The sequence below is a fragment of the Pseudoduganella sp. SL102 genome, assembly GCF_027856995.1.
GTDB classification, from domain to species: Bacteria; Pseudomonadota; Gammaproteobacteria; order Burkholderiales; family Burkholderiaceae_D; genus Rugamonas; species Rugamonas albidiflava.
Window position 1 is genome coordinate 7,118,035 of record NZ_CP115554.1, and the last position, 11,501, is coordinate 7,129,535.

At 68.5% G+C, this 11,501-nt stretch carries 9 protein-coding genes; 5 read left to right on the forward strand and 4 right to left on the reverse strand.

Annotated features, from left to right (window positions below; translation table 11 throughout):
- Window positions 1-20: 20 nt before the first annotated feature.
- Genes OU994_RS30235 through OU994_RS30245 form a run of 3 tightly spaced genes read left to right on the forward strand, consistent with a single transcriptional unit; the run spans window position 21 to window position 4,837 of the window.
- Window positions 21-2,075: a prolyl oligopeptidase family serine peptidase gene (locus tag OU994_RS30235; RefSeq protein ID WP_281608909.1), complete on the forward strand. Its 2,055-nt coding sequence runs from the start codon at window positions 21-23 to the stop codon at window positions 2,073-2,075.
- Between the two features lie 57 nt (window positions 2,076-2,132).
- Window positions 2,133-2,600 carry a (2Fe-2S)-binding protein gene (locus OU994_RS30240; protein ID WP_281608910.1) on the forward strand — a complete coding sequence of 156 codons (468 nt, stop codon included), beginning with the start codon at window positions 2,133-2,135 and terminating at the stop codon, window positions 2,598-2,600.
- Complete coding sequence (locus tag OU994_RS30245; RefSeq protein WP_281608911.1) at window positions 2,597-4,837, forward strand: molybdopterin cofactor-binding domain-containing protein; 2,241 nt, start codon at window positions 2,597-2,599, stop codon at window positions 4,835-4,837. Before OU994_RS30240 ends, OU994_RS30245 begins: the two co-directional genes overlap by 4 nt.
- A 42-nt stretch (window positions 4,838-4,879) precedes the next feature.
- Here the strand turns inward: OU994_RS30245 and OU994_RS30250 are convergent, their stop codons facing one another.
- Window positions 4,880-7,243: a penicillin acylase family protein gene (locus tag OU994_RS30250; protein ID WP_281608912.1), complete on the reverse strand. Its 2,364-nt coding sequence runs from the start codon at window positions 7,241-7,243 to the stop codon at window positions 4,880-4,882.
- Window positions 7,244-7,399: 156 nt separating this feature from the next.
- Between OU994_RS30250 and OU994_RS30255 the strand changes: the two genes are divergently transcribed.
- Window positions 7,400-8,614 (forward strand): 6-phosphofructokinase, encoded by a 1,215-nt coding sequence (locus OU994_RS30255; RefSeq protein ID WP_281608913.1) that lies wholly within the window; start codon window positions 7,400-7,402, stop codon window positions 8,612-8,614.
- Between the two features lie 10 nt (window positions 8,615-8,624).
- On the opposite strand, the gene OU994_RS30260 is transcribed toward OU994_RS30255, so the two are convergent.
- Genes OU994_RS30260 through purM form a run of 3 tightly spaced genes read right to left on the reverse strand, consistent with a single transcriptional unit; the run spans window position 8,625 to window position 10,501 of the window.
- Complete coding sequence (locus OU994_RS30260; RefSeq protein WP_281608914.1) at window positions 8,625-9,056, reverse strand: DUF86 domain-containing protein; 432 nt, start codon at window positions 9,054-9,056, stop codon at window positions 8,625-8,627.
- Window positions 9,037-9,453, reverse strand: a complete 417-nt coding sequence (locus OU994_RS30265; RefSeq protein ID WP_281608915.1) for a nucleotidyltransferase domain-containing protein — start codon at window positions 9,451-9,453, stop codon at window positions 9,037-9,039. The genes OU994_RS30260 and OU994_RS30265 overlap by 20 nt, the downstream gene beginning before the upstream one ends.
- 4 nt (window positions 9,454-9,457) lie before the next feature.
- The gene (gene purM / locus OU994_RS30270; protein WP_131143720.1) at window positions 9,458-10,501 is read right to left on the reverse strand and encodes a phosphoribosylformylglycinamidine cyclo-ligase; all 1,044 of its coding nucleotides are present in this window, start codon (window positions 10,499-10,501) and stop codon (window positions 9,458-9,460) included.
- A 316-nt stretch (window positions 10,502-10,817) separates the two neighbouring features.
- On the opposite strand from purM, the gene hda reads away from it, so the two are divergent.
- Window positions 10,818-11,483, forward strand: a complete 666-nt coding sequence (hda, locus tag OU994_RS30275) for a DnaA regulatory inactivator Hda (RefSeq protein ID WP_131143719.1) — start codon at window positions 10,818-10,820, stop codon at window positions 11,481-11,483.
- Window positions 11,484-11,501: the final 18 nt, after the last annotated feature.

Here is an 11,501-nt window from a genome sequence, read left to right on the forward strand (position 1 = left end):
ATCTCCCACCGGACATGCCTTTGAAATCGCCGCACCGTTCCCTGCTGTCGCATCTCTCCCTCCTCTTGCTGGCCGCCAGCCTGCTGACCGGCGCCCACGCGGCGCCCGCCGCCCCGCCGCCGGTGGCCGACTTCTTCGGCCCGTCCTCGTTCGGCGGCGCGCAACTGTCGCCCAATGGCCAGCACGTCGCCGCCAAGGTACCCGGCCCGAGCGGGCGCGACCGGCTGGTCGTCGTCGAACTGGCCACCTCGAAGGCGCAGGTGGTGGCCGAGTTTTCCGATGGCGACGTCGGTGACTTCCAGTGGGTCAATGACGGCCGGCTGCTGTTCGACAGTACCGACAAGGACGTCGGCGCGGGCGACGTGAACGCCGCGCCGGGCCTGTTCGCGGTGGACCGGGACGGCAAGAACTTCCGCCAGCTGGCGCAGCGCCGTTCCAGCTTCATCACCACGCCGGCCGCGGCGAAGCTGCTGCCCTGGCATACCTACATGCTGCCGCAGCGGGGCGCGCAGGATTCGGACGCCGTCTACGTGCGCAGCGTGAGCTTCGAGCCGGGTGGCGCGGTGCGCTCGGAGCAGCTGCTGCGGCTGGACACGCGCACCGGCCGCAGCACCGGCGTGCCGATGCCCGGCAGCGTGCAGCAGTGGGTGCTCGACGCGCGCGGCGAACCGCGCATGGCCATCACGCTGGCGGACGGCAAGAGCACGATCTGGCTGCGCGAAGAAGACAAGGCAGGCGACGCCAGGGGCGACACGGCGAGCGGCAAGTGGCGCGCCATCACCACCTTCGATGCCTGGGTATCCAGCGCGGGCGGCTTCACGCCGCTCGACTTCGATGCCGACGGCCGCCTGTACGTGGCGGCGCGCCACCGCAGCGACAAGATCGCCATCCACACGTTCGACCTGGCGGCCGGCAAGGTCGATCCGGTGCCGCGCTTTGCGGTCCAGCGCTACGATTTCTCGGGCCACCTGATCCGCAGCGGCGACAAGCTGGTCGGCGTGCGCTACCTGGGCGACACGTACGCCACCGAATGGCTCGATGCCGACATGAAGGCGCTGCAGGAAAAGGTCGATGCGCTGCTGCCCGGCCTGGTCAACCTGATCTCGCTGCCGCGCCGGCCCGAAGCGCCGTTCGTGCTGGTCACCACGTATTCGGACATGCAGCCGCGCACCTACTTCGTCTACAACCGCGATACGGGCAAGCTGGACCTGCTCGGCCAGTCGCAGCCGAAGCTCGATGCCACGAAGATGGGCCGCCAGCACCTGGTCAGCTACCCGGCGCGCGATGGCTTGCCGATCCCGGCCCTGCTGACGCTGCCGCATGGCGCGAAAAGTACCGACAAGCTGCCGATGGTGGTGCTGGTGCACGGCGGCCCGTGGGTACGGGGAGCGGTGTGGGAATGGTCCGCCGATACGCAATTCCTGGCTTCGCGCGGCTATGCGGTGCTGGAGCCGGATTTCCGCGGCAGCACCGGCCATGGCGCGAAACACCTCACGGCCGGCTTCAGGCAATGGGGCCGCGCCATGCAGGACGACGTGGCCGACGGCACCCGCTGGGCCATCGCGCAGGGCGTGGCCGATCCGGCGCGCATCTGCATCGCCGGCGCCAGCTACGGGGGCTATGCCACGCTGATGGGCCTGATCAAGGACCCCGACCTGTACCGCTGCGGCATCAACTGGGTGGGCGTCACCGACATCAAGCTGATGTACGGCGGCAGCTGGTTCCACAGCTCCGACCTGCCGGCCCAGTACATCCGCTACGGCATGCCGCGCCTGATCGGCGACCTGGACAAGGAAGCGGACCAGCTGATGGCCGTCTCGCCCGTCGAGCAGGCCAGCCGGCTGCGCCAGCCGCTGCTGATGGCCTATGGCGGCGCCGACCGCCGCGTGCCGCGCGCCCACGGCACCCGCTTCCGCGACGCCGTTGCCGCCACCAACCAGGACGTCGAATGGATCGAGTATCCGGAAGAAGGCCACGGCTGGCGGCTGCCCAAGAACCGCATCGACTTCTGGAGCCGTGTCGAGAAATTCCTCGACCGGCACATCGGGCCCGGCGTACAAAAACAGGACAATTGACGACAGAATCGCGATGACGCCCGGCCGATAATGGGCTTTTCCATGCCGGGGGGCGCCATGGCCACGAAACTGATCCTGAACGGGCGCCGCATGTCGGTCGACGCGGCGCCCGACATGCCGCTGCTGTGGGCGCTGCGCGACGTGCTGGGCATGACAGGCACCAGGTTCGGCTGCGGCGCCGGCCAGTGCGGCGCCTGCACGGTGATCGTCGACCGCGCCGCCGTGCGCGCGTGCAGTGTCGCGCTGGGCGACCTGGCCGGCAAGCAGGTACGCACCATCGAAGGCCTGGCCGATCCGAAGACGCGCCGGCTGCACCGGGTGCAGCAAGCCTGGGTGGACTGCAACGTGGCCCAGTGCGGCTACTGCCAGGCCGGCCAGATCATGAGCGCCGTGGCGCTGCTCGAGACCCATCCCCAGCCCTCCGATGCCCAGGTCACGCAAGCCATGAACGGCAACCTGTGCCGCTGCGGTACCTACCCGCGCGTGCGCGCCGCGATCGCCCAGGCTGCGGGAGGCAAGGCATGATGAAGCGCAGCGCGGGCATGACACGGCGTAATGCCGTGAAGCTGATGGCGCTGGCCGGCGGCGGGCTCCTGCTGGAAGGCTTCCTGCCCGCCGCGCGCGGCAAGACAACCGGCGCCAGCGCCGGCGCGCATGTCGGGTATTTCCTGCGCATCCCGCCGGAAGGTCCGATGGAATTCGCGCTGACGCAGCATGAAATGGGGCAAGGCGTGGGTACCAGCCTGGCGATGATCTTCGCGCAGGAGCTGGGGGTGCCGATGGCCGCGCTGCGCGTGGTGCCGGTGGCCGAGACGGGCGGGCGCTACGTGCTGTCCGGCACTGGCGGCAGCAACTCCGTCAAGGACAGCTGGCTGCCGTTGCGGCGCGGTGCGGCCCTGGCGCGGCAGGCGCTGGTGGCCGCCGCCGCACGGCGCTGGCAGTGCGACAGCGCCGCGTGCACCGTGCAGGCGGGGCATGTCATGGGCCCGTTGCCGGCACAGCGCCTGTCGTTCGGCGCGCTGGCCGCGGAAGCCGCCGCCGATGCGCCGCCGGACCGGGAAGCCTTCCGCAAGCTGGCACCGCCACTGCGCGAGGCACCCGCGCCAGGTGGCAGCCATCCGAATGTGTTCGCCGAAGCGATCGTGCGCGGCGAGCAGCCATACGGCATCGATACCGCCATCCCCGGCATGCTGCATGCCAGCGTGGAGCGCTCGCCCCGGCTGGGCGGCAAGGTCAGGTCGTTCGACGCGTCGCGCGCGCTGCGCGTGCCGGGCGTGCGCGCCGTGGTGCTGATCGAAGGCCACGTGGCGCCGGCCCGGAACGTGGTGCCGCCCGCGCCCTATTACTCCAGCAAGGATGGCGTGGCTGTCATCGCCACGTCCACCTGGGCGGCGCTGCAGGGGCGGCGCGCGCTGACGGTCGAGTGGCAGGCGCCGGCCGGCCCCGCATACGACAGCGCGGCCTGGGAAGCCCACGCCGCCGGCTTGCTGGACGATGCCGTTGTGCTCGGCGAACAGGGTAGCGCGGCCGAAGGCGGCAGGGAAATGGCGGCGGAATATGTGTACCCGTTCCAGGCCCACGCCTGCATGGAACCGATGAATTGCATGGCGCACCACACCAGCAGCCGGATCGACGTATGGGTGGGCGCGCAATCGCCGAACGGCTGGCGCGATGGCCTGGCCGAGCTGTTCAAGCTGCCGCAAAAGGACGTGGTGGTGCACCCGTGCTTTTCCGGCGGCGGCTTCGGGCGGCGCTTCTACATGGATACGGCGATCGAGGCCGTGCGCATCTCGGCCGCGGCCGGCCACGTTCCCGTGAAGGTGACGTGGACGCGCGAGGACGACCTGCGCCACGATCATTTCCACCCGTATGCGCACAGCCGGTTGCGCGCCCGCCTGGACGCCGATGGCACGCTGGCCGCCTGGCACCACGACGAGGCGCGCGCCTACTTCGCCAGCGCGCGCGGCGAGATCCCATGGTTCGGCTACGATGCCGGCCACGTGCGCTATGCCTTCGCCAACGCCCAGAGCGGCAGCCCGCTGCAGGGCGGCGCGTGGCGCTCGGTGGTGGCGAACCACTGGGCCTTCGCGCAGGAATGCTTCATCGACGAGCTGGCCCATGCGGCGGCGCGCGACCCGGTGCAATTTCGGCTGGCGCTGCTGGCCGGCGGCGCGGACAAGCCGGCGGGCGATCGCTACAAGGTCAGCCAGGCGCGCCTGCGCAGGGTGGTGGAGCGGGCCGCGCAACTGGCAGGATGGGGCGATGCCCTTTCCGCGGCGGCGGGCACGGGAACGCGCACGGGAACGCGTGCGACAGCGGACATGGCAACCGGCCGCGGTTTCGCCGTGTATCCCTACCTGCACGGCGACAGCTACTGCGCGATGGTGATCGACGTGGCGGTGCGCGGCACGCAATTCCAGATCACCCGCGTGGTGGCGGTGGTCGATTGCGGCCTCGTGGTCAACGCCGATGGCGCGCGCCAGCAGGTCGAAGGGGGGATCGCCTGGGGCCTGTCGGCCGCGCTGCACGGCGGCATCCGGCTGGCCGACGGCGCCGTGGCGAACGCGAATTTCCATGACACGCCCGTCTTGCGGCACGCCGACATGCCGCGCCGGATCGAAGTGCACTTCGTGCAGGAACCGGGCGCCGCGCCCTGCGGCCTGGGCGAGATCGCCCCGCCGCTGGTGGCGCCGGCGCTATGCAACGCGCTGTTCGCCGCCACCGGCCAGCGTATCCGGCGGCTGCCGGTGGCGCTGGCCTGAGCATCCGCCGGCGCTCAGTTGCTGCTGCTCGGTTGCTGCTGCTCAGTTGCTGACGATCACCCGCTTCTTCAGCGCCGGGTCGGCGGCGATCTCGGCGGCCGTGAACGGCAGCGTGATCCACTCGCCCCGCGAGAAGCGCTGCGTCTGGTCGGCGTGGTGCGGCGACGCCGGATCGGCCGATTGCGAATAGGCCAGCAGCGCCTGGGCACGCGGGCCATCGGCGCCGAAGCCCACCACCTGCACATAGGTGGTGCCGCCGCGCACTTCGAAGCGGCCATCGTGCGGCTCGGCCACCACGTCGATCGTGTTGAAGATGCCCAGCGCGCCTTCGCCGCCGTGGATCGGCACGGCCGGTCCACCGCGCCGGCTCACCTGGAAATCCCGCAGCCTGGCATCGGCGGGAATCCCCGCGCTCTCGAATAGCCCGACCACGCCGGCCAGGCTGTCGGCCAGCTGCTGCGCGATGGCCGGATCGCGGTAGTTCAGGCCGCGCGGCGTATGGACCGGATCGTCCGGGTCGAACGGCACGCTCCATGCTCCGGGCGTGGCGAGCGTGTCGAGCATCGTTGCCGTGAAATACGGCAGGCCGACCCCGGCATCCAGGCCGGCGTCCCCCGTCCACGCCGCCAGGCCGGCACAGCCGGTTGCCAGCTCGGCCGTGGCACCCGCCGTGCCGCACCACGCCAGCAGATCGGGCAGCAGGAGCGGCGCCAGGTACACCTTGTTGTCCAGTGCCATCTCCTGCAGGTCGGCGGGCGTCAGCTTGCCCTTGCCCAGCCGCGCCGCCAGTTCGCTCAGCGCCAGCCGCGTGCGGGCGCCCTGCTCTTCGCTGTCGCGCGATACCAGCGCGGGGAAGCCCGCCAGGGGCGCGGCCGGGTTGCTGAGCCACGCGCTGTCGTTCGCGTTATGCACATAGTCGCGGCGCTCCAGCACGGGCAGCCGGCTGGCCGGCACGGTCCCGGGCTGCGGCGCACCCGGCTCGTTGCGCCAGGCGCAGGCGGCGCGGCTGCCATCGAGGACATACAAGCCCGCTTTCGCCAGCTCGGCCAGTTCGGGCACCACGCAGCCGGCCAGCGCATCGTCCGGCAGGTTGGCGATGGGAGAGACGTTCATCATCAGCGTATTGCCGGCGCGGTCGGCGGCGATCGTGTTATTCCATGGATTGCCCGCCAGGCGCAGGTTGGCGTCCTTCAGCTCCGCCAGCGATTTCGACAGGTTCATCCGGTACCACTGCGCCACCACGCGGTGGTTGACGGCATTGGCGTCGCGCAGCACGTAGGCGGTGGTGCTGGTCCACGCCAGGCCCTCCGGATGCGAGAACAACGGCCCGTCTTCGGTGCTGTACAGCGTGCGGCTGCGCGTTCCCATGCTGCCGTCGGGATTCTTCACCGGCACGGTGATCGTGCGCCGCAGCATCGGCCGCGACTGGCCATCGACGATGTAGCGGGTGGGATCCTGCCTGTCCAGCTGCAAGGCGTAGACGGTGGCGTGGGCCGAGGTATCCGTGGTGTGCGTCCAGGCGAAGTCGCGCGTGAAGCCGATGCCGACGGCGGGCAGGCCGGGCAGTGTCGCGCCCATCACGTCCATCTTCCCCGGGATCGTCAGGTGCAGCTGGTAGAAGCGCTGCGCGTCACCCCAGGGCAGGTGCGGCTGGCCCAGCAGCATGCCGCCGCCATCGGCGCTGGCCTCGCGGCCGATGGCGACGGCATTGCTGGCGGTCAGGCGTGGCGGCGGCAACCGGGCCGGCTGCCGCGTTCGCGCCGCTGCCGGCGCCGGCGTGCTCCCCTGCCCGGGCGGCTGGGTGGCGCCGATATGGCCGATCCAGCCCATGGCCGTCATGCCGGTGCGGCGCATCAGGCGGATCAGGTCCAGCTCCGTCATTGGCCGTACCCAGCTGCCGTTGCGGCACGCCTGCGGCAATCCGGCCACGCCGCGCTCCGCCAGGTAGTGGTTGAAGCCCGCCGCATAGCCGCGCATCAGCGCCTGCACCTCGGCGGGCTGCGCCTGCCAGGCTTCCTGCACGATCGCATCGTCGTTCCATTGCCGGAAGAAGAAGTCGGAATCGAGGTTGTTCACCGCGAAATCCGGGTTCTCGGAGGACGCCAGGTCGGGCCCGAAATGGCGCGAACGGTCGCCGTTCACGGTGGCGATCTCGCTGGCCAGCAGGCACGCGTTGTCCTCGGCGTAGGCATAGCCGATGCCGAAGCCCAGCCCGGCCTCGTCCTTTGCTTCGATATGGGGAATGCCGTACGAGGTGCGCTGGATGGTGGCCTGGTAGCGCGGCTGCGCGGCCGGGGGATGGTTGCCGTTGTTGTGGTTGTTGTTGTGGTTGTTGTTGTCGTTGCTGCCGCAGGCGGCCAGCAGGGACAGGGCGGCCAGTGCCGCCACGTTCGGTTTGCAAGTCATGGATGGCTCCGCTGAAGTGTGGTGCGGATACTGTGCCCGCGGCCCATGAAGGCGACCTGACGGTTCGGTGAAGATTCGATGAAGAGGCCACCACGCGGAGCGGCAAGCGGAGTAAGCTGGCGCCTGACCCGACGATCAACGACAGGAGGTTCTCGCATGGGCTCCGGCAAAATTCTGGTGGCACAGGGAGGCGGCCCCACCGCCGTCATCAACCAGTCGCTGGTGGGCGTGGCGCTGGAAGCGCGGCGCTTCCGCGACGTGACGCGGGTGTACGGCGCGCTGCACGGCGTGCGCGGCATCGTCGACGAACAGTTCGTCGACCTCACGCAGGAAACCAGCCATAACCTGGAACTGGTGGCGGCCACGCCATCGTCCGCGCTCGGCTCGACGCGCGACAAGCCGGACGTGAAGTATTGCGCCGAAATCTTCAACGTGCTGCGCGCGCACGAGATCGAGCATTTCTTCTACATCGGCGGCAACGATTCCTCCGACACCGTGCGGATCGTCAGCGAACAGGCCCGCGCCGCCGGCTACCCGCTGCGGGCGATCCACATCCCGAAGACCATCGACAACGACCTGGTGGGCAGCGACCACACGCCCGGGTTCCCGTCCGCCGCGCGCTTCGTGGCGCAGGCCTTCGCGGGCGCCAACCTCGACAACGCTTCGCTGCCCGGCGTGTATGTCGGCGTGGTGATGGGCCGGCATGCCGGCTTCCTCACGGCCGCCTCGGCGCTGGGCAAGAAATTCCCCGATGACGGGCCGCACCTGATCTACCTGCCCGAGCGCACCTTCTCGATCGAAGCGTTCCTGGCGGACGTGAAGGCCACGTACGAGCGGCACGGCCGCTGCGTGATCGCGGTCTCGGAAGGCATCCATGACGCCAGCGGCGAGCCGATCGCCACGCTGCTGGCCAAGGATGTGGAACGGGATGCGCACGGCAACGTGCAACTGTCCGGCACCGGCGCGCTGGCCGACCTGCTGTGCGACGAGATCAAGGCGAAGCTCCGGATCAAGCGCGTGCGCGGCGATACCTTCGGCTACCTGCAGCGCTCGTTCATCGGCTGCGTGTCCGACGTCGACCAGCGCGAAGCGCGCGAGGTGGGCGAAAAGGCCGTGCAATACGCGTTCTGGGGCGACCGCGACGGCTCCGTGGCGATCCGCCGCACCGGCTTCTATTCGGCCGACTACGCGCTGCTGCCGCTGTCCGACGTGGCGGGCAAGACGCGCACGATGGAAGACGAATTCATCGCCCCCTCCGGCACCGACGTCACCGACGCGTTCCGGCTGTACTTGCGGCCATTGCTGGGGTCGGGCATGCCGGATGCGTTCCGGCTGCGCTGCGCGCGGGTGGCAAAGATCCTGAAACCATAAGAAGGTCCGGTCAGCCAGCGGAAGACTGGCTCAGCATCTGGCTGGAGAAGGCGAGGAAATCGTCGAGATGATCCCGGATGATCGCCACCGTGATCGGCAGCTGCAGCGTCTGATAGTCGTGTACCGCGATATTGCGGAAGCCGACCATCTTCTGCATCTGGCCCGACAATGCCGGATCGATCCAGCCGCCGTCGGCCAGCAAGCGGAACACGTCGCGCGAGCTCTGCGGAATGCCGAGCCGCTCGCGCCGGATCACGTGCTGGCCACAATCCAGTGCGGCTTCACATGCGCGCTGGATGTTCAGGATCGCCGCGTCCTGGCGGGTGAAGTCCGTTGCGAAGGTGGTCGGGTCCTTTGCATATTCGTCACGCGCACGCGCCACGCAACGCTCGATCGTCGCAGCCTTGTTCAGGATGACGTCATCAGGTCCCGGGGTTGCCATACACTTTTCCTTCGCGGCGGATGTCCGCCAGCAGGCCGGCGCGCGCCGTATCGAGTTCCGTCTTGTCGCTGAGGATTGCGCTCTCGTACAGGATGCCTTGCGCATCCCGCTGCCACAGCAGGCGACCTTCCGTGATCACCTGGTACTGCATGACCGTGGAGGCGGCGCGCAGGTCGAGAAGATCGACGTCGCGGTCGGCGACCGTTGCCAGCTTCTGCCCGATATCCCACAAGCCCAAGGGGTCGGCCTTGCCGGCCACGAGCACCGCAAGGTCGACATCGCTCTGCGCGTCGGCATGGCCACTGGCCTGGCTGCCGAACAGCCACACGCCCAGCAGGTCGGGCAACTCCGCCTGCAAAAAGGCGACGATGCGCTCTTCCGGCAGGCGGGCATTCATCGCGTTACACCACGATCGTCTGGTGCTCGCCCTCGGCACGGGCGCGGATGGTGCCGATGCGCGACACGGTCTCGCCGGCGGCGGTCAGCTGGGCGATCGCGGCATCCGCATTGTCGGCGGAGACGATCACGGTCATGCCGATGCCGCAGTTGAACACGCGGTGCATTTCGGCGTCGGCCACGCCGCCGTGCTGCTGCAGCCACTGGAACAGCGGCGGCATCGTCCAGGACTTGCCATCCAGTTCGGCCGTCAGGTGATCCTGCAGCACGCGCGGGATGTTTTCCACCAGGCCGCCACCGGTGATGTGCACCAGGCCCTTCACTTCCATCGATTCCATCAGCGCCAGCAGCGGTTTCACGTAGATGCGGGTCGGCGCCATCAGCACGTCGGCCAGCTTGCGGCCGTGGAAGTCGGCGTCCAGGTCCGGCTTGGCCACTTCGATGATCTTGCGCACCAGCGAGTAACCGTTCGAGTGCGCGCCGGACGATGCCAGGCCCAGCACCACGTCGCCCGGGGCGATCTTGGTGCCGTCGATCAGCTTCGACTTTTCCACGGCGCCCACGGCGAAGCCGGCCAGGTCGTATTCGCCGGCCGGGTACATGCTCGGCATCTCGGCCGTTTCACCGCCGATCAGCGCGCAGCCGGCCTGTTCGCAGCCTTGCGCGATGCCCTTGATGACGTCGGTCGCGGTGGGCACGTCCAGCTTGCCGCAGGCGAAATAGTCGAGGAAGAACAGCGGCTCGGCGCCCTGCACCAGGATATCGTTGACGCTCATCGCCACCAGGTCGATGCCGACCGTGTCGTGGCGGTTCAGCTCGAACGCCAGCTTCAGCTTGGTGCCCACGCCATCCGTGCCGGACACCAGCACCGGTTCCTTGTACTTCTTGCTGATCTCGAACAGCGCGCCGAAACCGCCGATGCCACCCATCACGCCTTCGCGCAGGGTGCGCTTGGCGAAGGGCTTGATCGCTTCGACTAAGGCATCGCCTGCGTCGATGTCGACGCCTGCGTCACGGTAGGACAGGGATACGTTGGAAGGTTGGCTCATGGTGTATTTCGCGGCGGAGGCGGTAGAATAGATAGGATACGTAGAAGGCAATTGCGGCATTTTCGCCATCAAGTCCGCGAAAAGTCGTCAAATTCGTGCCATCAAGTCCGCTATTTTAGCAAAACGTTCCCACCAAATCCCCAACTTTCGCCTCCATGCCCCTTCCGCCGACCGCACAACGAGAACAAACGGTATCCCGGGCGGCGCAATGGCAGGACACGTTCGCCTTGCCGGGCATCACCTTGCACTTTTATATAATGCAGGGTGTGATGAGCGAAAAAATGATCGAAATGACAAGGAACCCGGGGCGGCAGCCATGAAACAGCTGGTGCTGGACCTCGGGGCCGAGCCGGTCCACACGCTCGAATCGTTCGAGGTGGGCCGCAATGCCGAGGTGGCGGCGCTGATGCGCCAGTTCGCCGGCCGCAGCTCGCGCGAACATTTCGCTTACCTGTGGGGTGAAGTGGGGGCCGGCAAGACCCACCTGCTTCGCGCCCTGGCCGCCACGGAGCGGGCACGCTACATCTCGCCGTTTTCGATCGAATCCGAATTCGTGTATTCCCCCGAGGTCGACCTGTACCTGCTGGACGATTGCGAAAAGCTGTCGCCGGTGGCGCAGATCGACGCGTTCGCGCTGTTCAACGAGATCCGCGCCAACGGTGCCTGGATGGTGTGCAGCGGCGCCGTGCCGCCGGCCGTGCTGCCGGTGCGCGAGGACTTGCGCACGCGGATGGGCTGGGGCCTGATCTACCAGCTGCACGGCCTGTCGGACGACGAGAAGGTGGCGGCGCTGTCCCAGGCCGCGGCCAGCCGCGGCTTGACGCTGTCGCCGGGCGTGTTACCCTATTTGCTGTCCCATTTCAGGCGCGACATGCGCTCGCTGTCCTCGATGCTGGACTCGCTCGACCAATATTCCCTGGAAACCCAGCGTCCGATCACCCTGCCGCTGCTGCGCGAGTGGCTGCAGGCGGAAAAAGATTGAAGCGCCATTGAAAGCCCC

Coding starts and splice junctions, on each gene's coding strand:
- OU994_RS30245 (WP_281608911.1), top strand. CDS start 2,597: ATGATGAAGCGCAGCGCGGGCATGACACGGCGTAATGCCGTGAAGCTG.
- OU994_RS30260 (WP_281608914.1), bottom strand. CDS start 9,056: ATGGCAACCCCGGGACCTGATGACGTCATCCTGAACAAGGCTGCGACG.
- OU994_RS30265 (WP_281608915.1), bottom strand. CDS start 9,453: ATGAATGCCCGCCTGCCGGAAGAGCGCATCGTCGCCTTTTTGCAGGCG.
- OU994_RS30240 (WP_281608910.1), top strand. CDS start 2,133: ATGGCCACGAAACTGATCCTGAACGGGCGCCGCATGTCGGTCGACGCG.
- purM (WP_131143720.1), bottom strand. CDS start 10,501: ATGAGCCAACCTTCCAACGTATCCCTGTCCTACCGTGACGCAGGCGTC.
- OU994_RS30255 (WP_281608913.1), top strand. CDS start 7,400: ATGGGCTCCGGCAAAATTCTGGTGGCACAGGGAGGCGGCCCCACCGCC.
- hda (WP_131143719.1), top strand. CDS start 10,818: ATGAAACAGCTGGTGCTGGACCTCGGGGCCGAGCCGGTCCACACGCTC.
- OU994_RS30250 (WP_281608912.1), bottom strand. CDS start 7,243: ATGACTTGCAAACCGAACGTGGCGGCACTGGCCGCCCTGTCCCTGCTG.